Origin of the sequence: Pseudomonas sp. NC02 (assembly GCF_002874965.1) — a bacterium.
Classification (GTDB): Bacteria; Pseudomonadota; Gammaproteobacteria; order Pseudomonadales; family Pseudomonadaceae; genus Aquipseudomonas.
The window spans coordinates 1,837,897-1,863,858 of sequence record NZ_CP025624.1 but is presented as its reverse complement, the minus strand read 5'-3'; the positions used below and the strand labels follow the sequence as shown (position 1 = coordinate 1,863,858).

General features: G+C 61.3%; 25 protein-coding genes. 20 read left to right on the top strand and 5 right to left on the bottom strand.

Annotation, left to right across the window (positions count from 1 at the left end):
- The first annotated feature begins 116 nt into the window (after positions 1–116).
- On the top strand, positions 117–1,505 hold the full coding sequence (locus tag C0058_RS08695) for an MATE family efflux transporter (protein ID WP_102368386.1): 1,389 nt from the start codon (positions 117–119) through the stop codon (positions 1,503–1,505).
- Here C0058_RS08695 and tusA read toward each other — a convergent pair.
- Positions 1,502–1,753 (bottom strand): sulfurtransferase TusA, encoded by a 252-nt coding sequence (tusA, locus tag C0058_RS08690; protein ID WP_003218998.1) that lies wholly within the window; start codon positions 1,751–1,753, stop codon positions 1,502–1,504. The genes C0058_RS08695 and tusA overlap by 4 nt on opposite strands.
- 108 nt (positions 1,754–1,861) lie before the next feature.
- The gene (gene rlmM / locus C0058_RS08685; protein WP_003219000.1) at positions 1,862–2,935 is read right to left on the bottom strand and encodes a 23S rRNA (cytidine(2498)-2'-O)-methyltransferase RlmM; all 1,074 of its coding nucleotides are present in this window, start codon (positions 2,933–2,935) and stop codon (positions 1,862–1,864) included.
- A 191-nt stretch (positions 2,936–3,126) separates the two neighbouring features.
- On the opposite strand from rlmM, the gene acnA reads away from it, so the two are divergent.
- The 3 genes from acnA to C0058_RS08670 all read left to right on the top strand — a co-directional run bounded on the left by acnA (position 3,127) and on the right by C0058_RS08670 (position 8,422).
- The gene (gene acnA, locus C0058_RS08680; protein ID WP_102368385.1) at positions 3,127–5,868 is read left to right on the top strand and encodes an aconitate hydratase AcnA; all 2,742 of its coding nucleotides are present in this window, start codon (positions 3,127–3,129) and stop codon (positions 5,866–5,868) included.
- A gap of 111 nt (positions 5,869–5,979) precedes the next feature.
- A complete protein-coding gene (locus tag C0058_RS08675) occupies positions 5,980–6,771 on the top strand; it encodes a CPBP family intramembrane glutamic endopeptidase (protein ID WP_003219003.1) in 792 nt (263 codons plus the stop codon).
- An 85-nt stretch (positions 6,772–6,856) separates the two neighbouring features.
- Entirely contained in the window at positions 6,857–8,422 is a 1,566-nt protein-coding gene (locus C0058_RS08670) for a PAS domain-containing methyl-accepting chemotaxis protein (RefSeq protein WP_003219005.1), read from the top strand.
- Positions 8,423–8,503: 81 nt separating this feature from the next.
- Here the strand turns inward: C0058_RS08670 and C0058_RS08665 are convergent, their stop codons facing one another.
- Positions 8,504–9,193 (bottom strand): alpha/beta family hydrolase, encoded by a 690-nt coding sequence (locus C0058_RS08665; RefSeq protein WP_102368384.1) that lies wholly within the window; start codon positions 9,191–9,193, stop codon positions 8,504–8,506.
- Between the two features lie 79 nt (positions 9,194–9,272).
- Here C0058_RS08665 and ccoN (C0058_RS08660) point away from each other — a divergent pair, with 79 nt between their 5' ends.
- The 8 genes from ccoN (C0058_RS08660) to ccoP (C0058_RS08625) all read left to right on the top strand — a co-directional run bounded on the left by ccoN (C0058_RS08660) (position 9,273) and on the right by ccoP (C0058_RS08625) (position 16,158).
- On the top strand, positions 9,273–10,697 hold the full coding sequence (gene ccoN / locus C0058_RS08660) for a cytochrome-c oxidase, cbb3-type subunit I (protein WP_003219009.1): 1,425 nt from the start codon (positions 9,273–9,275) through the stop codon (positions 10,695–10,697).
- A gap of 10 nt (positions 10,698–10,707) precedes the next feature.
- On the top strand, positions 10,708–11,316 hold the full coding sequence (gene ccoO, locus C0058_RS08655; RefSeq protein ID WP_003219010.1) for a cytochrome-c oxidase, cbb3-type subunit II: 609 nt from the start codon (positions 10,708–10,710) through the stop codon (positions 11,314–11,316).
- A 3-nt stretch (positions 11,317–11,319) separates the two neighbouring features.
- The gene (locus C0058_RS08650; RefSeq protein ID WP_003219012.1) at positions 11,320–11,526 is read left to right on the top strand and encodes a cbb3-type cytochrome c oxidase subunit 3; all 207 of its coding nucleotides are present in this window, start codon (positions 11,320–11,322) and stop codon (positions 11,524–11,526) included.
- Positions 11,523–12,470, top strand: coding sequence for a cytochrome-c oxidase, cbb3-type subunit III (gene ccoP / locus C0058_RS08645; protein ID WP_003219014.1), 948 nt, complete (start codon positions 11,523–11,525; stop codon positions 12,468–12,470). The genes C0058_RS08650 and ccoP (C0058_RS08645) overlap by 4 nt, the downstream gene beginning before the upstream one ends.
- A 472-nt stretch (positions 12,471–12,942) precedes the next feature.
- Positions 12,943–14,385, top strand: coding sequence for a cytochrome-c oxidase, cbb3-type subunit I (ccoN, locus tag C0058_RS08640; RefSeq protein WP_003219015.1), 1,443 nt, complete (start codon positions 12,943–12,945; stop codon positions 14,383–14,385).
- The gene (gene ccoO, locus C0058_RS08635; protein WP_003193167.1) at positions 14,385–14,993 is read left to right on the top strand and encodes a cytochrome-c oxidase, cbb3-type subunit II; all 609 of its coding nucleotides are present in this window, start codon (positions 14,385–14,387) and stop codon (positions 14,991–14,993) included. Before ccoN (C0058_RS08640) ends, ccoO (C0058_RS08635) begins: the two co-directional genes overlap by 1 nt.
- 5 nt (positions 14,994–14,998) lie before the next feature.
- Positions 14,999–15,184, top strand: a complete 186-nt coding sequence (locus C0058_RS08630; RefSeq protein WP_008437575.1) for a CcoQ/FixQ family Cbb3-type cytochrome c oxidase assembly chaperone — start codon at positions 14,999–15,001, stop codon at positions 15,182–15,184.
- The gene (gene ccoP / locus C0058_RS08625) at positions 15,181–16,158 is read left to right on the top strand and encodes a cytochrome-c oxidase, cbb3-type subunit III (RefSeq protein WP_003219020.1); all 978 of its coding nucleotides are present in this window, start codon (positions 15,181–15,183) and stop codon (positions 16,156–16,158) included. Before C0058_RS08630 ends, ccoP (C0058_RS08625) begins: the two co-directional genes overlap by 4 nt.
- Positions 16,159–16,251: 93 nt before the next feature.
- Here the strand turns inward: ccoP (C0058_RS08625) and C0058_RS08620 are convergent, their stop codons facing one another.
- Entirely contained in the window at positions 16,252–16,932 is a 681-nt protein-coding gene (locus C0058_RS08620; RefSeq protein WP_023659084.1) for a hypothetical protein, read from the bottom strand.
- 632 nt (positions 16,933–17,564) lie between these two features.
- Between C0058_RS08620 and C0058_RS08615 the strand changes: the two genes are divergently transcribed.
- The 8 genes from C0058_RS08615 to hemN all read left to right on the top strand — a co-directional run bounded on the left by C0058_RS08615 (position 17,565) and on the right by hemN (position 25,395).
- Positions 17,565–17,819, top strand: coding sequence for a type II toxin-antitoxin system Phd/YefM family antitoxin (locus C0058_RS08615; RefSeq protein ID WP_003219024.1), 255 nt, complete (start codon positions 17,565–17,567; stop codon positions 17,817–17,819).
- Positions 17,819–18,229: a type II toxin-antitoxin system VapC family toxin gene (locus tag C0058_RS08610; RefSeq protein ID WP_102368383.1), complete on the top strand. Its 411-nt coding sequence runs from the start codon at positions 17,819–17,821 to the stop codon at positions 18,227–18,229. The genes C0058_RS08615 and C0058_RS08610 overlap by 1 nt, the downstream gene beginning before the upstream one ends.
- A gap of 207 nt (positions 18,230–18,436) precedes the next feature.
- Positions 18,437–19,852, top strand: coding sequence for a cytochrome c oxidase accessory protein CcoG (gene ccoG / locus C0058_RS08605; RefSeq protein WP_102368382.1), 1,416 nt, complete (start codon positions 18,437–18,439; stop codon positions 19,850–19,852).
- Positions 19,853–19,866: 14 nt separating this feature from the next.
- The gene (locus C0058_RS08600; protein ID WP_102368381.1) at positions 19,867–20,406 is read left to right on the top strand and encodes a FixH family protein; all 540 of its coding nucleotides are present in this window, start codon (positions 19,867–19,869) and stop codon (positions 20,404–20,406) included.
- A gap of 135 nt (positions 20,407–20,541) precedes the next feature.
- Positions 20,542–22,992: a heavy metal translocating P-type ATPase gene (locus tag C0058_RS08595; RefSeq protein ID WP_102368380.1), complete on the top strand. Its 2,451-nt coding sequence runs from the start codon at positions 20,542–20,544 to the stop codon at positions 22,990–22,992.
- 22 nt (positions 22,993–23,014) lie between these two features.
- Positions 23,015–23,233, top strand: coding sequence for a cbb3-type cytochrome oxidase assembly protein CcoS (gene ccoS, locus C0058_RS08590; protein ID WP_003219033.1), 219 nt, complete (start codon positions 23,015–23,017; stop codon positions 23,231–23,233).
- Positions 23,226–23,909: a sulfite exporter TauE/SafE family protein gene (locus tag C0058_RS08585; protein ID WP_003219035.1), complete on the top strand. Its 684-nt coding sequence runs from the start codon at positions 23,226–23,228 to the stop codon at positions 23,907–23,909. The genes ccoS and C0058_RS08585 overlap by 8 nt, the downstream gene beginning before the upstream one ends.
- A gap of 103 nt (positions 23,910–24,012) precedes the next feature.
- Positions 24,013–25,395 (top strand): oxygen-independent coproporphyrinogen III oxidase, encoded by a 1,383-nt coding sequence (hemN, locus tag C0058_RS08580; protein ID WP_102368379.1) that lies wholly within the window; start codon positions 24,013–24,015, stop codon positions 25,393–25,395.
- A 7-nt stretch (positions 25,396–25,402) separates the two neighbouring features.
- On the opposite strand, the gene C0058_RS08575 is transcribed toward hemN, so the two are convergent.
- Positions 25,403–25,879, bottom strand: coding sequence for a hypothetical protein (locus tag C0058_RS08575; protein WP_102368378.1), 477 nt, complete (start codon positions 25,877–25,879; stop codon positions 25,403–25,405).
- Positions 25,880–25,962: the final 83 nt, after the last annotated feature.

Here is a 25,962-nt window from a genome sequence, read left to right as displayed (position 1 = left end):
AAACGCTATATATGCGCGGGGATGTGTTTACAAATCCACAACACAGGTTTTTTCCTGACCAACACGTCAAGGCGTAGAATGCGCCGTCCTGCGCTCCCCCTATCGGACATCCGTACGTGAACACTGCCACAACCACCACCGCCCTCTCCCGCCCCGCCCGCGTCAGCCTTGAAGTGCGCAATCTGCTGGCCCTGGCCCTGCCGATCATGATCGGGCAACTGGCGACCACCGCCATGGGCTTTGTCGATGCCGTGATGGCCGGGCGTGTGAGTTCCCGGGACCTGGCGGCAGTCGCCCTGGGCAACTCCATCTGGATCCCGGTGTACCTGCTGATGACCGGCACCCTGCTGGCCACCACGCCGAAAGTCGCCCAACGCTTCGGCGCCGGCACCCACGGTGAAATCGGCCCGCTGGTGCGCCAGTCGATGTGGCTGGCGCTGGTGGTGGGGATTACCGCGCTGCTGTTGCTGATCAGTGCCGAACCGATCCTGCATGTGATGAAGGTCGATCCCGAGCTGATCAAGCCGTGCATGGGCTACCTGCACGGCATCGCCTCGGGCATGCCGGCCATTGCGTTGTATTACGTGCTGCGCTGCTTCAGCGACGGGCTGGGCCGAACGCGGCCGAGCATGGTCATGGGCCTGTGCGGGCTGGCGCTGAATATTCCGCTGAACTATGTGTTTATCTACGGCCACTTCGGCGTGCCGGCCATGGGCGGCATCGGTTGTGGCTGGGCCACGGCGATCGTGATGTGGGTGATGATGCTTGGCCTGGCCGCCTGGACCCGCTGGGCACCGGTGTATCAGAGCAGCGAGCTGTTCAAGCGCTTTGACTGGCCGCAATGGTCGGTGATCAAGCGTGTGTTGAGCATTGGCTTGCCCATCGGGATCGCGGTGTTTGCCGAGTCGAGCATTTTTGCGGTGATCGCGCTGCTGATCGGCAGCCTCGGTGCCACGGTGGTGGCCGGACACCAGATCGCGCTGAACTTCAGCTCGCTGGTGTTCATGATCCCCTACTCCCTGAGCATGGCGGTCACCGTGCGCGTGGGCCAGGCCCTGGGCCGTGGCGAACCCCGTGAGGCGCGCTTTGCCGCAGGTGTCGGAATGGGCACGGCGCTGGTGTATGCCTGCCTGTCCTGCAGCCTGATGCTGCTGTTTCGCGAACAGATCGCCACCATCTACACCCAGGATCCGCTGGTGATCCAGGTGGCGGCGATGCTGATTGTGTTTGCGGCGCTGTTTCAGTTCTCGGACGCGATCCAGGTCACGGCCGCCGGCGCACTACGTGGTTACCAGGACACTCGGGTGACCATGGTGCTGACGTTGTTTGCGTATTGGGGCGTGGGCTTGCCGGTGGGCTACGCGCTGGGGCTGACCGAGTGGCTGGGCGACGCCCGCGGCCCGAGCGGCTTGTGGCAGGGGCTGATCGTGGGCCTGAGCTGTGCCGCGGCGATGCTGGTGATCCGCCTGGTGCGCAGCGCACGCAAGCGGATTCGCCGGGCTTAAGCCGATTTCTTGCGGATCCAGTATAGGTAGGTACCGGCCTGCTCCTGCTGGTCCACCAGTTCATGGTCGAGAAACACGCAGAACTTGGGGATGTCGCGACGGGTCGACGGATCGGTCGCGATTACCTTGAGCAAGCCTCCGGGCGCCAGGTCGCGGATGTGCTGGTGCAGCATCATCACTGGCTCCGGGCAGTTGAGGCCGGTGGCGTCGAGGACGGCATCGACGGGTAAATCAGGGGTCAGGCTCATGGTTTACTCCTAAACAGGCCGGCATTTTAACGGTAACGCGGGGCGCCAGGTAGCCAGCGGCGCCCTCGGTTTTTTCGCGAGCAAGCTCGCTCCTACATTGAGCAGCGTTTACCGGGCCTTTGGCTTCTTCACATCCAACCGGCGCAAATGGCAGGTCACTTCTTCACGGTCGTGGTACAGCTGCTTGCAGCCGATCTCCACCCGGATGCCACGTTCCTTGAAGCCTTCCGCGATGCGTTCAAGCAGGCGCTTCACTTCGGCATAACGCTGCTTCATCGGCAACTTCAGGTTGACCACTGCTTCGCGGCAATGTCCCTCGCCGATCCAGGTTTCCAACAGGGCCGCATTGCGCGCCGGTTTCTCGACGATGTCGCAGACCATCCAGTCCACCGGCTGCTTGGGGGTGTAGATAAAGCCGTCGGCCATCAAGTGCTGCACCAGCCCGGTATCCATCAGGCTTTCGGCCATCGGGCCGTTGTCGATGGCGGTCACCAGCATGCCGCGGTTGACCAGTTGCCAGGTCCAGCCGCCAGGCGCTGCGCCGAGGTCGACGCCGGTCATGTCGCTGTGCAGGCGCTCGTCCCACTGATCACGGGGGATAAAGTGGTGCCAGGCCTCTTCCAGCTTCAAGGTCGAGCGGCTTGGCGCGTCCCGCGGGAATTTGAGGCGCGGGATGCCCATCGGCCACATGGCCGAGTTGTTTGACTCGGCCAGGCCCATGAACACTTCGCGGCCGCTCTTGAAGGTCAACAGCAGGCGCGGCTTGCTGGCGTCTTCCACCAGTTTGCCGGCGGCCATCAGCGCCTTGCGCAAGTGAACTTCGAATTTCTTGCAGAAGTTCGACAGCTCCTTGCCGTCATTGGTGTCGACCATTTCCAGCCACAGGCTGCCGCACACCGGGAAATCCCGCAGGTGCGCGAGGATCACGCTGATACGGTCGGTTTCCGGCAAGTCGATGAACACCCCGCGCGCCCACTGCCTCGGGAAGATCAGCTCGGCAAAGCGTTGGCCGCGCATCAGGCGCTGGGCGCCGTCTTCTTCGGTGCAGACAAATTCGGCGCAGGCGCTGCCGGTCTTGGCCTTGGCATAGCCCGAAACGTTCAGGCGTGCGGCGTGTTCCGCGATCTCGGAACAGACTTCGCCTTCAAAACCCGGGCGGCAGTGCATAAAAAGGGTGTTCATCAACTCTCCTGGATCACGGGCTTGCTATAGCGCAATGCCTGTCATGAAAACGCGCGCATGATAGCCGAGTTCGGAACCTTGGACTTATTGATAGAGTCCAGTAATTAGCCAGCTACTTAAAACAGGGCTAATTTGTAAGCTCTGTTCGTCCCGTCAGGTCCGTAGCCGTGCGGACCATAAGGAGTCATGTAATGTCATCCCTTGATAGTCTGAGAACCCTTAAAACCTTACAGATCGACGACAAGACCTATCACTACTTCAGCCTGCCCGAAGCCGCCAAGAGCCTGGGTGATCTGGACAAGCTGCCGATGTCCCTCAAGGTGCTGCTGGAAAACCTGCTGCGCTGGGAAGACGAAAAGACCGTCACCGGAGCCGACCTCAAGGCCATTGCCGCCTGGCTCAAGGAGCGCCGCTCCGACCGCGAGATCCAGTACCGCCCCGCCCGGGTGCTGATGCAAGACTTTACCGGCGTGCCCGCCGTGGTCGACCTGGCCGCCATGCGCGCCGCCGTGGCCAAGGCCGGCGGTGACCCGCAACGCATCAACCCGCTGTCACCGGTGGACCTGGTGATCGACCACTCGGTGATGGTCGACAAGTTCGCCAACACCGGCGCCTTCCAGGAAAACGTCGACATTGAAATGCAGCGCAACGGCGAACGCTACGCCTTCCTGCGCTGGGGCCAGAGCGCCTTCGACAACTTCAGCGTAGTGCCACCGGGCACCGGCATCTGTCACCAGGTCAACCTGGAATACCTCGGCCGCACCGTGTGGACCAAGGATGAAGACGGCCGCACCTATGCCTTCCCCGACACCCTGGTCGGCACCGACTCCCACACCACCATGATCAACGGCCTCGGCGTATTGGGCTGGGGTGTGGGCGGGATTGAAGCGGAAGCCGCGATGCTCGGGCAGCCCGTTTCGATGCTGATCCCGGAAGTGATCGGCTTCAAACTCACCGGCAAGCTGAAAGAAGGCATCACCGCCACTGACCTGGTGCTGACCGTCACCCAGATGCTGCGTAAAAAGGGCGTGGTCGGCAAATTCGTCGAATTCTATGGCGACGGCCTGGCAGATCTGCCACTGGCCGACCGCGCCACCATCGCCAACATGGCCCCGGAGTACGGCGCCACCTGTGGCTTCTTCCCGGTGGATGAAGTAACCCTGGACTACCTGCGCCTGTCGGGCCGTCCTGCAGAAACCGTCAAACTGGTGGAGGCCTACACCAAGGCCCAGGGCCTGTGGCGCAATGCAGGTCAGGAGCCGATCTTTACCGACAGCCTGGCGCTGGACATGGCCAGCGTCGAAGCCAGCCTGGCCGGGCCGAAACGTCCGCAAGACCGTGTCTCGCTGCCTAACGTCGGCCAGGCCTTCAGCGATTTCCTCGACCTGCAATTCAAGCCCACCAACAAGGAAGAAGGCCGCCTGGAAAGCGAAGGCGGCGGCGGTGTTGCGGTGGGCAACGCCGACCTGATCGGTGAAGCCGACTACGACTTCGAAGGCCAGACCTATCGCCTGAAAAACGGCGCGGTGGTGATCGCGGCCATTACCTCCTGCACCAACACCTCCAACCCGAGCGTGATGATGGCGGCGGGACTGGTGGCGAAAAAGGCCGTGGAGAAAGGACTGAAGAGCAAGCCCTGGGTGAAAACCTCCCTGGCGCCGGGCTCCAAAGTCGTGACTGATTACTACAAAGCGGCAGGCTTGACCCAATACCTCGACAAGCTGGGCTTCGACCTGGTGGGTTATGGCTGCACCACCTGTATCGGCAACTCCGGGCCGCTGCCCGAGCCGATCGAAAAAGCTATCCAGAAAGCCGACCTGGCCGTGGCCTCGGTGCTCTCGGGCAACCGTAACTTCGAAGGCCGGGTGCACCCCCTGGTGAAAACCAACTGGCTGGCCTCCCCGCCCCTCGTGGTGGCCTATGCCCTGGCCGGCACCGTGCGCATGGACATCAGCAGCGAACCACTGGGCACCGGCTCTGACGGAAAACCGGTGTACCTGCGGGACATCTGGCCCAGCAGCAAGGAAATCGCCGACGCCGTTGCACAAGTCAGCACCGGGATGTTCCACAAGGAATACGCCGAGGTGTTTGCCGGTGATGAACAGTGGCAGGCCATTGAAGTGCCGCAGGCTGCAACCTACGTGTGGCAGAAGGATTCCACCTACATCCAGCACCCACCGTTCTTCGACGACATCGGCGGCCCGCTGCCGGTGATCGAAGACGTCAAGGGCGCCAACGTGCTGGCATTGCTGGGGGACTCGGTGACCACCGACCACATCTCCCCTGCCGGCAACATCAAGACCGACAGCCCGGCCGGCAAATACCTGCGCGAGCAAGGCGTCGAACCGCGGGACTTCAACTCCTACGGCTCGCGCCGCGGCAACCATGAAGTGATGATGCGCGGCACCTTCGCCAACATCCGCATCCGCAACGAAATGCTCGGCGGTGAGGAAGGCGGCAACACGATCTACATCCCTACCGGCGAGAAAATGCCGATCTATGACGCCGCCATGAAATACCAGGCCTCGGGCACCCCGCTGGTGGTGATCGCCGGCCAGGAATACGGCACCGGCTCAAGCCGTGACTGGGCGGCCAAGGGCACCAACCTGCTGGGGGTCAAGGCGGTGATCGCCGAGAGTTTCGAGCGGATTCACCGTTCCAACCTGGTGGGCATGGGCGTGCTGCCCCTGCAGTTCAAGCTGGACCAGAACCGCAAGGCACTCAAGCTGACCGGCAAGGAGAAGATCGACATCCTCGGGCTGACCCACGCCGAGATCGAGCCACGCATGAACCTGACGCTGGTGATCACCCGTGAGGATGGCAGCAGCGAGAAGGTCGAAGTGCTGTGCCGCATCGACACCCTCAATGAGGTCGAGTACTTCAAGGCCGGCGGGATCCTGCACTACGTGTTGCGGCAGTTGATTGCCTCGTAACTGACACGCGCTACCCAAAACACCGCCTTCCCTGGCGGTGTTTTCATTTTTACCGTCGGTGACGCTCGGTATACTGCCGCCCTCAGATTTTGACTGTCACAAGGATTCCCCATGCTTGCATTGCCATGGCTGTACCTGGCGCTTCTTTCCATCGGCTATGTACTTGCCTTGAGCTACGGGCAATTGGGGTTAATGGCGGCGCTTTCCGTCGCCATGCTGCTGTTGGCCGGGTTTGCCGTGCGGCAACAGCGAAACCCGTGGGTACGCTATCTGGGCCACGGGCTGTTTATCGTGCTGGCGCTGGGGCTGGCGATGCATTGGCTGCCCGGGTTCTACAACGGTCGCGGGATCGCCCCGCAGCGCTTTACGGACGACGCCGTGCCTTTCTCGATGTACCTGAACCAGGACAAACCGTTGATTGGCTTCTGGCTGCTGCTGGCCTGCCCGTGGATTGTTGCGCGCCGGTCCCTGCGCCTGTCGATCTACGCCACCGCCCTGGCGTTGACACTGACGGCGATTGCCGCCCTGGGCGGCGCTGCGTTGCTGGGCGTCATCAGTTGGGCCCCGAAGTGGCCGGAGCAGGCCTGGCTGTGGGTGTTGAATAACCTGCTGCTGGTGACCCTGGTGGAGGAAGCGCTGTTCCGCGGTTATATCCAGGGCGGCCTGAGCCGACGGTTCAAGCAATTGCCCTATGGTGAAAACCTCGCCCTGCTGTTGGCCGCCCTGTTGTTCGGCCTGGTACACCTGGGCGCAGGCTGGCAGTGGACCCTGCTGGCGACCATCGCAGGCCTGGGCTACGGCCTGGCGTATCGCTTTGGCGGATTGGGCGCGGCGATCGTTACGCACTTCGGGCTGAACCTGCTGCATTTCGGGTTGTTTACCTATCCGATGCTGGCGGGCTGAGGCTGCGCCGATTGTTGCAAAAAATAAGTTAAATAAAACCCCGCGACGGTCGACAACCTGTCAAAGCCTTGCGGATTGAACAATCATGCGTAATAACCAACCCGTTACCCAGCGCGAACGTACCTTCCCCGCTCAGCAACGGTTGATCTCCACCACGGATGCCAAAGGCGTGATCACCTACTGCAACGACGCCTTCGTCGAGATCAGTGGGTTTTCCCATGACGAACTGCTGCGTGCCCCGCACAACCTGGTTCGTCATCCGGATGTGCCGGCGGCAGTGTTCGCACACATGTGGTCCACGCTCAAACAAGGCTTGCCATGGATGGGCATCGTCAAGAACCGCTGCAAGAGCGGTGATCACTATTGGGTCAACGCCTATGTGACACCGGTCTTCGACGGCAACCAGGTGATCGGCTACGAGTCGGTGCGGGTCAAGCCCACCGCCGAGCAGATCCGCCGTGCCGAAGCGCTTTACCAGCGCATCAACCAGGGCAAGCCGGCCATCCCGCGCCGCGACAAGTGGCTGCCGGTGTTGCAGGACTGGCTGCCGTTTATCCTGGTCAGCCAGTTGAGCTTCCTGATTGGCGTCTGGCTCAATTCCCACTGGGGCTTTGCCCTGGCAGCGGCGCTGTCGGTACCGCTGGGCCTGTTGGGCCTGAGCTGGCAACAACGCGGGCTCAAGCGCTTGCTGCGCCTGGCCGAACAGACCACCTCAGACCCGCTGATCGCGCAGATGTACACCGACAGCCGCGGCGCCCAGGCGCGCCTGGAAATGTCGATCCTCAGCCAGGAGGCGCGCCTGAAGACGTGCCTTACCCGTTTGCAGGACACGGCTGAACACCTCAACTCCCAGGCGGCGCAGTCCAATACCCTGGCGCATAACAGCTCCAGCGGTCTTGAACGCCAGCGCGTGGAAACCGAACAGGTGGCCACCGCGGTCAACCAGATGGCCGCGACGACTCAGGAAGTCGCCAGCCATGTGCAACGCACCGCCGATGCCACCCAGGAAGCCAATCGCCTGACCGGGCGTGGCCGTGATATCGCCGGCGAAACCCGCGAGGCGATTCAGCGCCTGTCGGTGGCCGTGGGCGAGACCGGCGTGACCGTGACCCAACTGGCCAAGGACAGTGACGAAATCGGTGGCGTGGTGGATGTGATCAAAGGCATCGCCGACCAGACCAACCTGCTGGCGCTGAACGCGGCCATCGAAGCGGCCCGTGCCGGGGAGATGGGTCGCGGCTTTGCGGTGGTGGCCGACGAAGTGCGGCAACTGGCCCAGCGCACCAGCGAGTCCACCGGGCAGATTCATGCGCTGATCGCCAAGCTGCAACAGACCGCCAGCGCGGCCGTACAAACCATGGACGCCGGGCATCGCCAGGCGGAAGAAGGTGTGGCACGGGTGATGGAAGCGGATCAGGCGCTGATCGGGATCAGCGAGGCGGTGGCGCACATCACTGATATGACGGCGCAGATTGCGGCGGCGACCGAAGAGCAGAGCTCGGTGGCGGAAGAGATCAGCCGTAACATCAGCACCATTGCGCTGCTGGCGGACCAGACGTCGGAACAGGCGTTGAATTCGGCGCAGTTGAGTGAAGAGCTGACGCATACCGCCAATACCCAGTACTCGCTGGTAGAACGCTTTAACCGGTAAACCGCTTTCGCGAGCAAGCCCGCTCCCACATTTGGAATGCATTTCAAATGTGGGAGCGGGCTTGCTCGCGAAAGGGCCCTATCAGGCGCCGAGAAACCCGGCCACCTTCACCGCCGCAGCCTCCAGATGCTGCTCATGACTAAACCCCGAAGCCTTCAACGGCTTCAAATCATGATCCCCCGCCACCAGCCACATCACCTCGATGCTCGGCGACAACACATACCCTTCCACCGCCGCCCGATTGCCCAACGCATCCCGCTCGCCCTGCACAATCAACGTCGGCGTCTTCAGTCCGGCCAGATGCTCGGTCCGGGGTTTCTCCGGTTTGCCCACCGCATAGAACGGATAACCCAGGCACACCAGCGCGTCCGCGCCCAATTCATCCGCCAATAGACTGGCCATCCGCCCGCCCATCGACTTGCCGCCCACCGCCAGTTTCCCAGCGACATGACGTCGCACCTCGGCATACACCTCACGCCAGCATTCCAGCAGCTTCGGCGCCGGGTTCGGCGGACGTTTACCGCCATCCACACGGCGCTGGGCCATGTACGGAAACTCGAAGCGCAATACGTTCACGCCATGCCCCGCAAGGCGTGCAGCCATGTCGCTCATGAAGCCCGAGTCCATCGGCGCGCCCGCGCCGTGGGCCAGGATCAGCGTCGCGGGCGTACGCGCGATAGACCCTGTCGCGGCATTCCACAACCAGCCGCGTTCCCGCACACACTGCGCCCATTGATCCCCGTCAATACTGGCCTTGTGCTCTTTGCCCATGCTTGCCTCGCTTTTTAGTCTGCCTATAACTCCAGCCCAAGTGCCGCATTTGCTTGGGTTGAACCGTGGATGGGGAACCATGAACACTACTTTAAGTACCGCCTATAACTACAAGGTGGTCCGCCAATTCGCCATTATGACGGTGGTGTGGGGCATCGTCGGCATGGGGCTCGGGGTTTTTCTCGCTGCCCAGTTGGTATGGCCCGAACTCAACTTCAATTTGCCCTGGACCAGTTTCGGCCGCTTGCGCCCGCTGCACACCAACGCGGTGATCTTTGCCTTTGGCGGTTGCGCGCTGTTTGCCAGCTCCTTCTACTCGGTGCAACGCACCTGCCAGACCCAATTGTTCGCGCCAAAGATCGCGCAGTTCTGCTTCTGGGGCTGGCAGCTGGTGATTGTGCTGGCCGCGATCACCTTGCCGCTGGGCTACACCAGCTCCAAGGAATACGCCGAGCTGGAATGGCCGATCGACATCCTGATCACCATCGTCTGGGTGGCCTATGCCATCGTGTTCTTCGGCACGGTGATGAAGCGCAACACCAAGCATATCTACGTCGGTAACTGGTTCTTCGGTGCGTTCATCATCACTGTGGCCATCCTGCATATCGTCAACAACCTGGAAATCCCGGTCAGCCTGACCAAGTCCTACTCGCTGTACGGCGGTGCGACGGATGCCATGGTGCAGTGGTGGTACGGGCATAACGCGGTAGGCTTTTTCCTCACCGCCGGCTTCCTCGGGATGATGTACTACTTCGTGCCGAAACAGGCCGAACGTCCGGTGTATTCCTATCGCCTGTCCATCGTGCACTTCTGGGCCCTGATCACCCTGTACATCTGGGCCGGCCCGCACCACTTGCACTACACCGCGCTGCCGGACTGGGCACAGTCCCTGGGCATGGTGATGTCGCTGGTACTGCTGGCACCGAGCTGGGGCGGGATGATCAACGGGATGATGACCCTGTCGGGCGCCTGGCATAAGTTGCGCAGCGACCCGATCCTGCGATTCCTGGTGGTTTCCCTGGCCTTCTACGGCATGTCGACCTTCGAAGGGCCGATGATGGCGATCAAGACGGTCAATGCCCTCTCCCACTACACCGACTGGACCATCGGCCACGTACACGCCGGGGCGCTGGGTTGGGTAGCGATGATCTCCATCGGCGCGCTGTATCACATGATCCCGAAAATCTTCGGTCGCGAGCAGATGTACAGCCTCGGCCTGATCAACGCGCACTTCTGGCTGGCCACCATCGGCACCGTGCTCTACATCGCCTCGATGTGGGTCAACGGCATCGCCCAGGGCCTGATGTGGCGTGCGGTCAACGAAGACGGCACCTTGACCTACTCCTTCGTCGAAACCCTGGTGGCCAGCCACCCAGGCTTCATCGTGCGACTGGTGGGCGGGGCGATCTTCCTCAGCGGCATGTTCCTGATGGCTTACAACACTTGGCGCACTGTGCGTTCGGCACAACCCGCCGAAGTCGCCGCTGCGGCGCAGATGGCCTGAGGAGTCGATGATGAAACACGAAACCATTGAAAAGAACGTCGGCCTGCTGATGCTGCTGATGGTGCTCGCCGTGAGTATCGGCGGCCTGACCCAGATTGTGCCGCTGTTCTTCCAGGATGTGACCAACAAGCCGGTGGAAGGCATGAAGCCCTACACCGCGCTGCAACTGGAAGGTCGCGACATCTATATCCGCGAAGGCTGCGTACAGTGCCATTCGCAGATGATCCGCCCGTTCCGCGCCGAAACAGAGCGTTATGGCCACTACTCGGTGGCCGGTGAAAGCGTGTGGGATCACCCGTTCCTGTGGGGCTCCAAGCGTACCGGGCCGGACCTGGCCCGCGTCGGCGCGCGCTACTCGGACGACTGGCACCGCGCGCACTTGTACAACCCGCGCAACGTGGTACCGGAATCGAAGATGCCGGCGTACCCATGGCTGGTCACCGCCCCGGTCGACAGCAGCCACACCGAGACCAAGCTCAAGGTGATGCGCACCCTCGGCGTGCCGTACACCGACGACGACATCGCCGGTGCCGTGGCCTCCCTCAAGGGCAAGACCGAGATGGACGCGCTGGTTTCGTACCTGCAAGTGCTCGGCACTGCCATCAAGAGCAAGAGGTGAGCCATGGGATTTGAATTCGATGCTGGAACCATCCGCGGGCTTGGCACGCTGGTCGTGGCCATCGCCTTCATCGGCCTGTCGCTGTGGGTGTTCAACTCCCGGCGCAACGCAGAGTTCGCCGAGGCGTGCCTGCTGCCGTTTGCCGATGAACCGCTACCGCCAACCCCCGACGCTCAAGAAGAGCCTGCAACAAGGAGCAATCGGCCATGACTACCTTCTGGAGTACATGGATCTGTGTACTGACCCTCGGCAGCCTGATCGGCCTGACCTGGCTGTTGATCGGCACCCGCAAGGGCGAGACCAAGGGCAGCGTGGACCAGACCATGGGCCACGCCTTCGACGGGATCGAGGAGTACGACAACCCGCTGCCGCAATGGTGGTTCATGCTGTTCGCCGGCACCCTGGTGTTTGCCGTCGGCTACCTGATCCTCTACCCGGGCCTGGGCAACTGGAAAGGCGTATTGCCGGGCTATGAAGATGGCTGGACCCAGACCAAGGAATGGGACAAGGAGATGGCCAAGGCCGACGCCAAATTCGGGCCGATCTTCGCCAAATTCGCGGCCATGCCGGTGGAAGAAGTCGCCAAGGACCCACAGGCGCTGAAAATGGGCGGCCGCCTGTTCGCCTCCAACTGCGCGGTGTGCCATGGCTCGGACGCCAAGGGCGCCTACGGCTTCCCGAACCTTGCAGACAACATCTGGCGCTGGGGCGGTTCGGCGGATGCAATCAAGATGACCATCATGAATGGCCGTCATGCCGCGATGCCGGCCTGGGGTGAAGTGCTGGGTGAGGACGGTGTGAAGAACGTCGCAGCCTATGTGCGCCATGAATTGGCAGGCCTGCCGCTGCCGGCGGACAGCACCGCGGATGTCGCCGCGGGCCAAGTGGCATTCAGCACCACCTGTGTCGCCTGCCACGGGCCGGAAGGCCATGGCGTGGAAGCCATGGGCGCGCCGAACCTGACGCAGCCAGGTGGCTTTATCTACGGCACCAGCCTGGCGCAGTTGCAGCAGACCATTCGCCACGGCCGCCAGGGCCAGATGCCTGCGCAGGAAGTACTGCAAGGCAATGACAAGGTGCACCTGCTGGCCGCCTATGTTTACAGCCTGTCCCACAATGCCGATGGCGCAACGCCTGACAGCCAACCCGAGTAATCCTGCACCACCCAAAAGCCGCGCCTGATTCAGGCGCGGCTTTTTTGCGACCCATTGTCGCACCCTTCCGATCGCTGACTTTCCCCTCCTGCCATTCGGGTCTACGCTTGTTTGCACAGTGGACTGGCATTGGCCGGTCGACGGCCGACTTGCACTCGATGGGTTGAAACATTTCTGCTCGATGACAGGCGCAAAGGCTGGTACCTACCGGCTGTCGTGCCACTGGCCATTCGTCACTCGAGCTGCTTGTTTACACACACTCAGTTACAAGTACCTTCGACCCGTTTAAAATCCTGTCCAAGTCGTCAGCTTTTAACCCTGAATTTTGTCCTTACGCCAAACATGGAAAGGGCGCAGAATCTGGTTTGGAACGCATTGACGCAGGTCACCTTGCGTTGCAATGGAATCTTGCTTTCTCCATACTTGCGACCGATTTTTACCCTATAAAAAAACTAAACCGTGGAACCTTAGAATGAGCACAGCAATCAGTCCGACTGCTTATAACTATAAGGTAGTCCGCCAGTTCGCCATCATGACGGTGGTCTGGGGGATCCTTGGCATGGGGCTCGGCGTTTTCATTGCCTCGCAACTGGTTTGGCCAGAGTTGAATTTTGGCCTGCCATGGACGACATTTGGACGCCTGCGCCCGTTGCACACCAACCTGGTGATTTTCGCCTTCGGTGGATGTGCACTGTTTGCCACTTCTTACTACGTCGTGCAGCGAACCTGCCAAACGCGACTGATTTCCGATGCACTGGCGGCCTTTACCTTCTGGGGTTGGCAAGCGGTCATCGTGGGCGCGATCGTCACCCTGCCGCTGGGCTACACCACCACCAAGGAATACGCCGAGCTGGAATGGCCGATCGCCATTTTGCTGGCGATTGTCTGGGTGACCTACGCAGTGGTGTTCTTCGGCACCATCGTCAAGCGCAAGACCAAGCACATCTATGTCGGCAACTGGTTCTACGGGGCATTTATCCTGGTGACGGCGATGTTGCATATCGTCAACCATGCGTCCTTGCCGGTCAGCTTCTTCAAGTCCTACTCGGCCTACGCCGGTGCGACGGACGCAATGATTCAGTGGTGGTACGGCCACAACGCCGTAGGTTTCTTCCTCACCACCGGCTTCCTGGGGATGATGTACTACTTCGTGCCGAAACAGGCCGAGCGTCCGATCTACTCCTATCGCCTGTCCATCGTGCACTTCTGGGCCCTGATCACCCTGTACATCTGGGCCGGTCCGCACCATCTGCACTACACCGCATTGCCGGACTGGGCCCAGTCCCTGGGCATGGCGATGTCGATCATCTTGCTCGCGCCAAGCTGGGGCGGCATGATCAACGGCATGATGACCCTGTCGGGCGCCTGGCATAAATTGCGCACCGACCCGATCCTGCGGTTCCTGGTGGTCTCCCTGGCGTTCTACGGCATGTCGACCTTCGAAGGCCCGATGATGGCCATCAAGACGGTCAACTCGCTGTCCCACTACACCGACTGGACCATCGGCCACGTACACGCCGGCGCCCTCGGTTGGGTAGCGATGATTTCCATCGGCGCGCTGTACCACATGATCCCGAAACTGTTCGGCCGTGCGCAGATGCACAGCGTCAGCCTGATCAACACCCACTTCTGGCTGGCCACCATCGGTACCGTGCTCTACATCGCCTCGATGTGGGTCAACGGCATCACCCAGGGCCTGATGTGGCGTGCAATCAACGATGACGGCACCCTCACCTACTCCTTCGTCGAAGGGCTGCAAGCCAGCCATCCGGGTTACATCGTGCGCGCCCTGGGCGGTGCGATCTTTGCCAGCGGCATGCTGTTCATGGCCTACAACGTGTGGCGCACCGTGCGTGCCTCCGACCCTGTAGAAGCCGAAGCCGCTACCAAGATCGCCGTTGTGGGAGCTCACTGATGAAGCATGAAGTAGTCGAGAAGAATATCGGCCTGCTGGCCTTCTTCATGGTCATCGCCGTGAGTATCGGCGGCCTGACCCAGATCGTTCCGCTGTTTTTCCAGGACGTGACCAACAAGCCGGTGGAAGGCATGAAGCCGCGCACCGCCCTTGAACTGGAAGGCCGCGACGTCTACATCGCCAACGGTTGTGTCGGCTGCCACTCGCAGATGATCCGCCCGTTCCGTGCCGAAACCGAACGCTACGGCCACTACTCGGTCGCCGGTGAAAGCGTGTGGGACCACCCATTCCTGTGGGGTTCCAAGCGTACCGGCCCGGACCTGGCCCGGGTCGGCGGTCGTTACTCCGATGACTGGCAGCGTGCGCACTTGTACAACCCGCGCAACGTGGTGCCCGAATCGAAAATGCCGGCGTACCCGTTCCTGGTCGAAAACAAACTCGACGGCAAGGACACCGCCAAGAAGATGGAAGTCTTGCGCACCCTGGGCGTGCCCTACACCGACGAAGACATCGCCGGCGCGGCAGCGGCCGTGAAGGGCAAGACCGAAATGGACGCACTGGTGGCCTACTTGCAAGGCCTTGGCACCATCATCAAAAGCAAACGGTGATCTGGATGGATATCGGGATGATTCGAGGCCTGGGCACCGTTGTCGTGATGGTGGCCTTTATCGGCCTGGCCTTGTGGGTGTTCAGCCCCAAGCGCAAGTCGGAGTTTGAAGACGCGACGTTGCTGCCCTTCGCGGATGATCCCGAAGCCATCAAGCACGTCGTGGAAGCGTCTAGGAGTAACAAAGAATGACTACGTTCTGGAGTCTGTACGTCACAGTCCTCAGTCTGGGTACCATTTTCGCCCTGACCTGGCTGCTGCTGTCGACCCGCAAGGGCCAGCGCGCCGAGCAAACCGATGAAACCGTCGGCCACTCGTTCGACGGCATCGAGGAGTACGACAACCCGCTGCCCAAATGGTGGTTCATGCTGTTCGTCGGCACCATCATCTTCGCCCTCGGTTACCTGGCGCTGTACCCTGGCCTGGGCAACTGGAAAGGCCTGCTGCCGGGCTACAACTACCTCGACAACGACAAGCAAACCCCATTTGCCAATGGCCAGACCGGCTGGACCGGCGTGCACGAATGGGAAAAGGAAATGGCCAAGTCGGACGCCCGGTTCGGGCCGATCTTCGCCAAGTTCGCCGCCATGCCGATCGAAGAAGTGGCCAAGGACCCGCAAGCCTTGAAGATGGGTGGCCGCCTGTTCGCCTCCAACTGCTCGGTGTGCCACGGTTCCGACGCCAAGGGTGCCTACGGCTTCCCCAACCTGACCGACGCCGACTGGCGCTGGGGCGGCGACCCGGCCACCATCAAGGAAACCATCATGAAGGGCCGCCACGCGGTGATGCCGGCGTGGGCCGAAGTCATTGGCGAGCAAGGCGTGGCCGATGTGGCCGGCTTTGTGGTGACCAACCTCGACGGCCGCAAATTGCCGGAAGGCGCGAAGGCAGACGTGGCCAACGGCGAGAAACTCTTCGCCGCCAACTGCGTGGCGTGCCACGGTCCTGCCGGTAAAGGTACACCCGCCATGGGCGCGCCTGACCTGACCCACCCTGGCGCGTTCATCTACGGTTCAAGCTTCGCGCAACTGCAGCAGACCATCCGTTATGGCCGTCAAGGCCAGATGCCTGCGCAGGAGCAGTTGCAGGGCAATGACAAGGTGCACTTGCTGGCGGCCTATGTTTACAGCCTGTCCCATGGAGACAAGGCAGCTGAGGAGCAGTAAGCATTAAAACCAAAAAGCCCCGCGCAGCCAATGCTGCGCGGGGCTTTGGTAATGGGGCATTGGTGGAACTCAACTTACCCCGAGGACGAGGCGTTACCGTTCTTCATGCACTTGGTCCATTCTTTTAATAGCAGCGTTGATCGCCCCCCGATCAGCCGATTTAGACCAATCCGTCAGTCCTAACTGTGCCACTAACTCAGGACGACTCAAGATTTCCCGCGCGACCATCGCTTCATCTGGGCCGCGATCATGACGCGTCCCATCCGCGATGTTCTTCAGTGAAGCGTAAGTCACACCCTCCCTGCGATCAATTCCACCCCAACCGCGCTCCGGGTAATAGGTGTCATATTCATTCAGGAGCTTTTGCGCCAGTTCTTTATCACTCATCGTGGCCAGGGGAAACCCCATATTCTGACCCACGGTTATGATACTTTCACGATCGATTTTGCCATCGTGCTTATGCTTTCCGTACCCATCGAGTTTCTCCATGAGTACAGGATTTTCCAGCAGCGAACGGGCAAAATTCATGTCGTCACTGCTGTAGCCACTCTGCGCAGAGGCATACGCAACCTGTCGTAGAGAGTCGCGGGTGATGTAGTCTGGTTGCGCAGGGTCGGCATACTTATCAAAGTTTCTGAGTAGACGGTCGGCCACCCGATAATCATTCCAACTACTGAATTGCTCTACGCTGATGCCAGAGGATACTGGCAGCGTCGAAGCCGATGGTGGAACGGCTCCAACATTATGCGTGTCATTAGCACGTTGAATGGTCATTGGTTTCCTCGATTTGAATAACGTCAAAACAAAATAAATTTATCGTTGCGCAAGAGACCTAGGCATAACGTTCAACAATTGCTCATCAAAGGTTTCATCGTGGTAACGCTGCGCGCTGCTACAAAACATTGCCGAACACTGATCCAGACTTGCTCAACGTCGGCATTTCCTGCGTGGCAATAACGCGATCAGCGTTCCTACAACAAACGTTTCATTCTGTGTAAACAAAGGCTCGTTTGGGCCTAAGAACTGTTATCGCAGAAGCGTCAGCTTCCTAACCAATCGTTGTAGGTTATTTAACAGCGCAAAAAGCAGGTATAAAAACGCCACCACACCGGCCCGTAGACCTCTCCTGATTTACTTACTCAACACCAGGAAGTCGCAAGGGAAACGGCAAGGTGCACTTGCTGGCGGCGTATGTTTCGGACTGTCCCATGGGAACAAGCCGCCAGACGCCGTGTGAGGAAAAGCGATGAAAAAAAACGGCCCCGCCAGTGGAGATTGGCGGGGCCGTTTTGTTTTCAAGTCGAAAAAGTCGTCACCGCCAGCAACGCATCTACATTTGAGATTGATCAAGAAAACCGCAGGTAGTAACGTAACTACATTCGTACTCCATACGGAGGTTAACCCCCATGACCATCACCACCATTTCCAGCCGTGAATTCAATCAAGACACAAGCGGTGCCAAAAAAGCCGCCCGCCAAGGCCCGGTTTTTATCACTGACCGGGGCAAGCCTGCCCATGTACTGCTAAGTATTGAGGACTACCAAAAACTGACAGGCCTCAATGCCGACATCGTTGACCTGTTGGTGATGCCTGAAGCGGCAGATATCGAGTTCGAAACCGAACGCGCCGTGATCACTCATCGACCCGTGGACTTCACTTGATGTATCTACTCGACACCAACGTCATCTCTGAACTGCGCAAACCCCAGGCCGATGCCAAGGTCGTCGCCTGGGCCAAAAGTGTCATCGCGCCACGGATGTATATTTCAGCCATTACCTTGAAGGAACTGGAAACAGGAGTCCTGCGAATGGAGCGGCGTGATCCCGCCCAGGGGAAGGTTTTGCGCACATGGCTCAAGCGCCATGTCATGCCGGCGTTTGATGCCAGAATCCTGCCGATTGATGCAGCAGTTGCCCTGCGCTGTGCCAGCTTGCATGTGCCAGACCAAGCCAACGAAAGTGACGCACTGATCGCTGCAACCGCGCTGGTTCATGGGCTGACAGTGGTCACCCGCAACATCGGCGACTTTCAATCCAGCGGCGTCGCGCTGATCAATCCATGGGACGAATGACCGGTAAGGCTGCGAAAACCGTCCATACTTCACAAGTCAATTGACCCAGATCACGTACACCATCAATTGATTTCCCCCAACGCGACCAAAGGTCGCACCCGTCGAAGGGTATCAGGGGCGTATCATTAGGCCACTGCAACACCCCTATTTTGACCCCGGCTGGCACGTACTGGCCGAGGCAAATCTCCACTGCCGTGGGATGCAATGATGAGCAACCAGATTCCGGTACATGACGTTACTCCGCCTGCCAAAAATTCGAATAACACCGTCGATCTCTACGCATCGCGGGAGAAAATCTACACCCGTGCCTTCACCGGCTTGTTCCGCAATCTGCGGATGCTCGGGGGTGCCGGTTTGTTCCTGCTCTACTTCGGCACCGTGTGGCTGAACTGGGGTGGCCACCAGGCTGTCTGGTGGAACCTGCCGGAGCGTAAATTCTTCATTTTTGGCGCGACTTTCTGGCCCCAGGATTTCATCCTGCTGTCGGGCATCCTGATCGTGGCGGCGTTTGGCCTGTTCTTCATCACCGTGTATGCCGGCCGCGTCTGGTGCGGCTACACCTGCCCGCAAAGCGTGTGGACCTGGATCTTCATGTGGTGCGAAAAGGTCACCGAAGGCGACCGCAACCAGCGCATCAAGCTGGACAAGGCGCCGATGAGCGCCAACAAGTTCCTGCGCAAGTTCGGCAAGCACAGCCTGTGGCTGATCATCGGCTTCGTCACCGGCATGACCTTTGTCGGCTACTTCTCGCCGATCCGTGAACTGGTGCTCGATTTCTTCACCGGCCAGGCGGATGGCTGGTCGTATTTCTGGGTCGGCTTCTTCACCCTCGCCACCTACGGCAACGCCGGCTGGCTGCGCGAGCAGGTGTGCATCTACATGTGCCCGTATGCGCGTTTCCAGAGCGTGATGTTCGACAAGGACACGATGATCGTTTCCTACGACCCGCGCCGTGGCGAAGTCCGTGGGCCGCGCAAAAAAGGTATCGACTACAAGGCCCAGGGCTTGGGGGACTGCATCGATTGCACGATGTGCGTGCAGGTGTGCCCTACCGGCATCGACATCCGTGACGGCCTGCAGATTGAATGCATCGGCTGCGCGGCCTGCATCGACGCCTGCGACAACATCATGGACAAGATGGAATACCCGCGCGGGCTGATCAGCTACACCACCGAGCACAACCTGTCCGGGCAGAAAACCCATAAGCTGCGCCCGCGCCTGATCGGTTATGCCCTGGTGCTGCTGGCGATGATCAGCCTGTTGGTGGCCGCCTTCTTCGTGCGCTCGCTGGTGGGTTTCGACGTCAGCAAGGACCGCGTGCTGTACCGCGAAAACGCCGAGGGCCGGATCGAAAACGTCTACAGCCTGAAGATCATGAACAAGGACCAGCGCGACCACACCTACGTGCTTGACGCCGCAGGCCTGCCAGACCTCAAGCTGCAAGGCCGGCGCGAGATCAAGGTAGCGGCCGGGGAAATCTTCAGCATGCCGGTGGAGTTGTCGAGCGCACCGGAACAACTGCCGTCGAGCACCAACGAGGTGAAATTCATCCTCAGGGATGCCGATGACGACAGCGTCCACATTGAAGCCAAGAGCCGATTCATCGGCCCACAAGTCCGTTAATAGAGAGCCGAACAATGCCCGCAGCTACTGCCGCAAGCCCCTGGTACAAGCACCTCTGGCCCTGGATCATCATTGGGATCCTGACCTGCTCGGTGACGTTGACCTTGTCCATGGTGACCATCGCGGTGAACAACCCCGACAACCTGGTCAACGACAACTATTACGAGGCCGGCAAAGGCATCAACCGTTCCCTGGACCGCGAACTGCTGGCCCAGACTCTGCAACTGCGGGCCAAGGTGCACCTGGACGAGTTGACCGGCGAAGTCGAATTGCACCTGACCGGCAACAGCGGGCCCGGCACCCTGGAGCTGAACCTGATTTCGCCGACCCAGCCGGAGAAGGATCGCAAGATCATCCTGACCCGCAGCGACAGCGAGCCCGGCCGCTACATCGGCCAGGTGACCGACAAGGTCGAAGGCCGCCGCTTCGTCGAGCTGCTGGGGGTGGAAGGCGACCGGACCTGGCGTATGTTTGAAGAAGAACAGGTCAGCCCTGACAAGGACTTGCTGCTGGGCGACGAGCCGCTGCAGGGTGCTGAAGACCTGAAAAAATAGAGCGTCACCTGTTTGATCGTTCCCACGCTCTGCGTGGGAATGCATCCCGTGACGCTCCGCGTCACAAGAGCGGACGCGGAGCGTCCAGCGAAGCGTTCCCACGCAGAGCGTGGGAACGATCATCGGAACTGAGCCATGACCACCCCGACCCCTTGCTACCACTGCGCCCTGCCCGTGCCGCCCGGCAGCCGGTTCACTGCCGTGATCCTCGGCGAGCCCCGCGAGCTGTGCTGCCCGGGCTGCCAGGCGGTGGCCGAGGCGATTGTCGCCGGTGGCCTGGAAAGCTATTACCAGCACCGCAGCGAAGCCTCGGCCAACCCCGAGGCGCTGCCGGTGCAACTGGTGGACGAGCTGGCGCTGTATGACCGTGCCGATGTGCAAAAGCCCTTCGTGCGCCACGACGGTGACCTGTCGGAAGCCACGCTGTTGATGGAAGGCATCAGTTGCGCCGCCTGTGGCTGGCTGATCGAAAAACACCTGCGCAGCCTGCCCGCCGTGGCCGAGGCACGCCTGAACCTGTCCAACCACCGTCTGCACGTGCGCTGGTCCGACGGCCAATTGCCCCTGAGCCAACTGCTCGGCGAATTGCGTCACATCGGCTACGCCGCCCACCCGTATCAAGCCGACCGCGCCGCCGAACAACTGGCCAGCGAAAACCGCCTGGCCTTGCGTCAATTGGGTCTGGCCGGGCTGCTGTGGTTCCAGGCGATGATGGCGACGATGGCCACCTGGCCGGAATTCAATATCGACCTGAGCCCGGAGCTGCACGTGATCCTGCGCTGGGTCGCGATGTTCCTGACAACGCCCATCGTGTTCTACAGCTGCGCACCGTTTTTCAAGGGGGCGATGCGCGACCTGCGCACCCGCCACCTGACCATGGATGTTTCGGTGTCCCTGGCCATTGGCGGTGCCTACCTGGCCGGAATCTGGACCGCCATCACCGGCACCGGCGAACTGTATTTCGATGCAGTCGGCATGTTTGCCCTGTTCCTGCTGGCCGGGCGCTACCTGGAGCGTCGCGCCCGGGAACGCACGGCGGCAGCCACTGCGCAGTTGGTCAACCTGTTGCCAGCCTCGTGCCTGCGCATGAGTGCCGACGGGCAAAGTGAACGGATCCTGCTCAGCGAACTGGCCCTGGGCGACCGGGTACTGGTGCATCCGGGGGCGGTGCTGCCGGCAGACGGCATCATCCTCGACGGCCAGTCGAGCATCGACGAATCGCTGCTGACCGGCGAGTACCTGCCGCAACCACGCCAGGTCGGCGATGCCGTCACTGCCGGCACCCTCAACGTCGAAGGTGCGCTGACCGTCGAAGTCCGCGCCCTGGGCCACGACACGCGCCTGTCGGCCATCGTGCGCCTGCTGGAGCGGGCCCAGGCGGAGAAACCCCGGCTGGCGGAGATCGCCGACCGCGCCGCCCAATGGTTCCTGTTGTGCTCGTTGGTCGCCGCTGCGGTCATCGGCCTGGTGTGGTGGGAGCTGGATTCGTCACGGGCGTTCTGGATCGTCCTGGCGATGCTGGTTGCGACCTGCCCTTGCGCCCTCTCACTGGCAACACCCACCGCCCTGACGGCAGCCACAGGCACCCTGCACAAACTCGGCCTGCTGCTGACCCGCGGCCACGTGCTGGAAGGCCTGAACCAGATCGACACGGTGATTTTCGACAAGACCGGCACCCTTACCGAAGGTCGCCTGGCGTTGCGCGCGATCCGCCCGTTGAGCCTGCTGGGCAGCGACGAGTGCCTGAGCCTTGCGGCGGCGCTGGAGCAACGTTCGGAACATCCGATCGCCCGCGCATTCGGCCGCGCGCCGTTGGCGGCGGATGAAGTGCTCAGCACGCCGGGCCTGGGCCTGGAAGGCCGCGTCGGTGACCGCCGGTTGCGCATTGGCCAGCCGGGTTTTGTCTGCGAACTGAGCGGCTGCGCCCTCCCCGCCTCGCCGAAGGAAGCCGGCCAATGGCTGCTGCTGGGCGACACCGGCGGCGCCCTGGCCTGGTTTGTCCTGGATGACCGCCTGCGCAGCGACGCGCCCGCCTTGCTCGCCGCCTGCAAGGCACGCGGCTGGCGCACGTTGCTGCTGTCGGGAGACAGCTCGCCGATGGTTGCCAGTGTCGCCGCCGAGCTGGGCATCGACGAAGCCCATGGCGGCCTGCGCCCCGATGACAAGCTGCAAATGCTGCAACAGCTGCACAAGGAAGGCCGCAAGGTGCTGATGCTCGGCGATGGCGTCAACGATGTGCCGGTGCTGGCCGCCGCCGATATCAGCGTGGCCATGGGCTCGGCCACCGACCTGGCCAAGACCAGCGCCGACGCGGTGTTGCTGTCGAACCGCCTCGACGCCCTGGTGCAAGCCTTTACCCTGGCCCGGCGCACCCGCCGGGTAATCATTGAAAACCTGCTGTGGGCCGGGCTGTACAATGGCCTGATGTTGCCGTTTGCCGCCCTCGGCTGGATCACTCCCATCTGGGCGGCGATCGGCATGTCCCTCAGTTCGTTGACCGTGGTGCTCAATGCCCTGCGCCTGACTCGCATGCCGAGCACGCCAGCCGTGAGCCCCGCCCCCGTAACCCGCCCGCTGCCGGCATGAGCCGCGCGGGCATGGAGTGCAGATGCCAGCTCTTTACGTGATGATCCCGGCGGCGCTGTTGATCGTGGCCATCGCCATTTACATCTTCTTCTGGGCGGTGGACAGCGGCCAGTACGACGACCTCGATGGCCCGGCCCACAGCGTGCTGTTCGATGACCAGGACCCGAACCACCTGGCGGCCGTCGATGAAGCCAACGGCCCTGAACAACCGCCCAAGCCGAAAGATCCGCCCCATGCTTGAACTGGCGCCCCTGCTGGTCTCGGCGGTGATCCTCGGCCTGCTGGGCGGCGGCCATTGCCTGGGTATGTGTGGCGGCCTGATGGGCGCGCTGACCCTGGCGATTCCCAAGGAGCAACGCAGTCGGCGCTTTCGCCTGCTGCTGGCCTACAACCTGGGGCGCATCCTCAGCTACGCCACCGCCGGCTTGCTGATCGGCCTGGCCGGCTGGGCCGTGGCCAACAGTCCGGCAGCGATGTTCATGCGCATCCTCGCCGGGCTGTTGCTGATCTGCATGGGCTTGTACCTGGCTGGCTGGTGGAGCGGCCTGACCCGTATCGAAAGCCTCGGGCGCGGCCTGTGGCGCCATATCCAGCCGGTTGCCAACCGTTTGCTGCCGGTGTCCAGCCTGCCCCGGGCGTTGCTGCTGGGTGCGCTCTGGGGCTGGTTGCCGTGCGGGTTGGTCTACAGCACGTTGCTGTGGGCGGCCAGCCAGGGCAATGCGCTGGACAGTGCGGTGCTGATGCTCGCGTTTGGCCTTGGCACCTGGCCGGTACTGCTGGCCACGGGCTTAGCCGCTGATCGAGTCACCGCGTTATTGCGCAAACGCAGCGTGCGGATGGCCGGTGGCCTGCTGGTCATGCTGTTCGGCATCTGGACCTTGCCCGGGCCGCACCAGCACTGGCTGATGGGCCACTAGATCGCCATGTGGCATAGCGCCGCTCCCCGTTGATGCAAATCAAGATGGCTTCCCCACCCAGCCCCTAGACTCGGCCCACTAGCCTATCCGGGGGAACGCCCGCATGATCGACGCCATTCGTTGGGACACTGATCTGATTCACCGCTACGACCTGGCGGGGCCACGCTATACCTCGTACCCCACCGCCGTACAATTCGACAGCCAGGTCGGCACCTTCGACCTGCTCCACGCCCTGCGCGACAGCCGCAAGGCCGTACGGCCCCTGTCGCTGTATGTGCATGTGCCGTTTTGCGCCAACATTTGCTACTACTGCGCCTGCAACAAGGTCATCACCAAGGACCGCGGTCGGGCTCACGCCTATCTGCAACGCCTGGAGCAGGAAATCCAGTTGGTGGCGTGCCACCTCGACCCCAAACAGCCGGTCGAGCAGCTGCACTTCGGCGGCGGCACCCCGACCTTTCTCAGCCATGACGAGCTGCGTCAGGTCATGGGCCGCCTGCGCCAGCACTTCAACCTGCTGGACGATGACTCCGGCGACTACGGGATTGAAATCGACCCGCGGGAAGCCGACTGGGCGACCATGGGCCTGCTGCGTGAACTGGGGTTCAACCGCGTCAGTATCGGCCTGCAGGACCTGGACCCCGAAGTGCAGCGTGCGGTGAACCGCCTGCAAAGCCTGGAAGAAACCCGCGCAGTGATCGACGCAGCGCGCACCCTGCAGTTTCGTTCGATCAATATCGACCTGATCTACGGTTTGCCCAAGCAGACACCGATGAATTTCGCACGCACCGTGGAAGAAGTCATCAGCCTGCAACCGGACCGCCTCTCGGTGTTCAACTACGCACACCTGCCGGAACGGTTCATGCCCCAGCGACGGATCAACACCGACGACCTGCCCTCCCCGGCGGAAAAACTGCTGATGCTGCAAACCACCATCGAGCAGTTGACCCGGGCGGGCTACCGCTACATCGGCATGGACCACTTTGCCCTGCCGGACGACGAATTGGCCGTCGCCCAGGAAGAAGGCACGCTGCAACGCAACTTCCAGGGCTACACCACCCACGGGCATTGCGATTTGATCGGGCTTGGGGTGTCGGCGATCAGCCAGATCGGCGACCTGTACTGCCAGAACAGCAGCGACCTGAACCACTACCAGAACGCCCTCGCCGGCGCGCAACTGGCCACCAGCCGTGGATTGTTATGCACCACGGATGACCGGTTGCGACGGGAAGTGATCCAGCAGTTGATCTGCACGTTCAGCCTGAATTTCGAGAAGATCGAACAGGCCTTCAACATCGATTTTCGCGGCTATTTCGACGAGCTCTGGCCGCAACTGGAGGCGATGACCGAGGACGGACTGATCGAACTCGACCCACAGGGCATCCGCGTATTGCCGGCGGGGCGCCTGCTGGTACGCTCGGTGTGCATGGTGTTCGATGCCTATCTGGAGCACCAGAATCGGCAACGATTTTCGCGGGTGATCTGAACCTGTCCTACTTCGCCAGCAGGGCCATCGCTTCCAGCTGCGACTCGGGAGACTCGTCCTTCAAGGCCTTGGTCAACTGCGATTGGGCCGTCATCAAGCCGGCCTGCAATGTCGCGATATCACTCTGCAAGGCGGCCACTCTGGCCTGCCTTGCCTGCGGGGTCTTTGAGGCGTCGGACATGGCAGCTGAGAGCTGAGCCATCTTCTCGGCGAGCTGTTTTCTCATCTCGCGAATCATTTTCAACAGCTGCTTGATGTTGTCTTTCAGGTTGCTGTCGTCAATGTCCTTGTTGGAGTTGGTGCTGGCCTTGGAGGCTTTCAGCCCCGCCCCCGAGATATCCACCACCAGTCCTTGGGGCTTGGTGTCAGTGGCCCGATTGGTCGAAGACGCTTGGTCTTTATCGTCTGCAGCGGGGTCTTTTTTCGCATCAGGCACGGTTAGCGAAGAAACAATGGCAGGGTTGGTTGCGCCAATGGAAAGCATGATCTGAGCCTCCAGCTCTAGGAGTGACAATCTTGTATCGACCTCGATACAAAATTCTTTATACCGCTGCTGCTTTTTTGTAC

What these genes read in the sequence shown, in the direction of transcription:
- tusA (WP_003218998.1), bottom strand. Translation starts at nt 1,753, where the DNA reads ATGAGCCTGACCCCTGATTTACCCGTCGATGCCGTCCTCGACGCCACC.
- rlmM (WP_003219000.1), bottom strand. Translation starts at nt 2,935, where the DNA reads ATGAACACCCTTTTTATGCACTGCCGCCCGGGTTTTGAAGGCGAAGTC.
- acnA (WP_102368385.1), top strand. Translation starts at nt 3,127, where the DNA reads ATGTCATCCCTTGATAGTCTGAGAACCCTTAAAACCTTACAGATCGAC.
- C0058_RS08675 (WP_003219003.1), top strand. Translation starts at nt 5,980, where the DNA reads ATGCTTGCATTGCCATGGCTGTACCTGGCGCTTCTTTCCATCGGCTAT.
- C0058_RS08670 (WP_003219005.1), top strand. Translation starts at nt 6,857, where the DNA reads ATGCGTAATAACCAACCCGTTACCCAGCGCGAACGTACCTTCCCCGCT.
- C0058_RS08665 (WP_102368384.1), bottom strand. Translation starts at nt 9,193, where the DNA reads ATGGGCAAAGAGCACAAGGCCAGTATTGACGGGGATCAATGGGCGCAG.
- ccoN (WP_003219009.1), top strand. Translation starts at nt 9,273, where the DNA reads ATGAACACTACTTTAAGTACCGCCTATAACTACAAGGTGGTCCGCCAA.
- ccoO (WP_003219010.1), top strand. Translation starts at nt 10,708, where the DNA reads ATGAAACACGAAACCATTGAAAAGAACGTCGGCCTGCTGATGCTGCTG.
- C0058_RS08650 (WP_003219012.1), top strand. Translation starts at nt 11,320, where the DNA reads ATGGGATTTGAATTCGATGCTGGAACCATCCGCGGGCTTGGCACGCTG.
- ccoP (WP_003219014.1), top strand. Translation starts at nt 11,523, where the DNA reads ATGACTACCTTCTGGAGTACATGGATCTGTGTACTGACCCTCGGCAGC.
- ccoN (WP_003219015.1), top strand. Translation starts at nt 12,943, where the DNA reads ATGAGCACAGCAATCAGTCCGACTGCTTATAACTATAAGGTAGTCCGC.
- ccoO (WP_003193167.1), top strand. Translation starts at nt 14,385, where the DNA reads ATGAAGCATGAAGTAGTCGAGAAGAATATCGGCCTGCTGGCCTTCTTC.
- C0058_RS08630 (WP_008437575.1), top strand. Translation starts at nt 14,999, where the DNA reads ATGGATATCGGGATGATTCGAGGCCTGGGCACCGTTGTCGTGATGGTG.
- ccoP (WP_003219020.1), top strand. Translation starts at nt 15,181, where the DNA reads ATGACTACGTTCTGGAGTCTGTACGTCACAGTCCTCAGTCTGGGTACC.
- C0058_RS08620 (WP_023659084.1), bottom strand. Translation starts at nt 16,932, where the DNA reads ATGACCATTCAACGTGCTAATGACACGCATAATGTTGGAGCCGTTCCA.
- C0058_RS08615 (WP_003219024.1), top strand. Translation starts at nt 17,565, where the DNA reads ATGACCATCACCACCATTTCCAGCCGTGAATTCAATCAAGACACAAGC.
- C0058_RS08610 (WP_102368383.1), top strand. Translation starts at nt 17,819, where the DNA reads ATGTATCTACTCGACACCAACGTCATCTCTGAACTGCGCAAACCCCAG.
- ccoG (WP_102368382.1), top strand. Translation starts at nt 18,437, where the DNA reads ATGAGCAACCAGATTCCGGTACATGACGTTACTCCGCCTGCCAAAAAT.
- C0058_RS08600 (WP_102368381.1), top strand. Translation starts at nt 19,867, where the DNA reads ATGCCCGCAGCTACTGCCGCAAGCCCCTGGTACAAGCACCTCTGGCCC.
- C0058_RS08595 (WP_102368380.1), top strand. Translation starts at nt 20,542, where the DNA reads ATGACCACCCCGACCCCTTGCTACCACTGCGCCCTGCCCGTGCCGCCC.
- ccoS (WP_003219033.1), top strand. Translation starts at nt 23,015, where the DNA reads ATGCCAGCTCTTTACGTGATGATCCCGGCGGCGCTGTTGATCGTGGCC.
- C0058_RS08585 (WP_003219035.1), top strand. Translation starts at nt 23,226, where the DNA reads ATGCTTGAACTGGCGCCCCTGCTGGTCTCGGCGGTGATCCTCGGCCTG.
- hemN (WP_102368379.1), top strand. Translation starts at nt 24,013, where the DNA reads ATGATCGACGCCATTCGTTGGGACACTGATCTGATTCACCGCTACGAC.
- C0058_RS08575 (WP_102368378.1), bottom strand. Translation starts at nt 25,879, where the DNA reads ATGCTTTCCATTGGCGCAACCAACCCTGCCATTGTTTCTTCGCTAACC.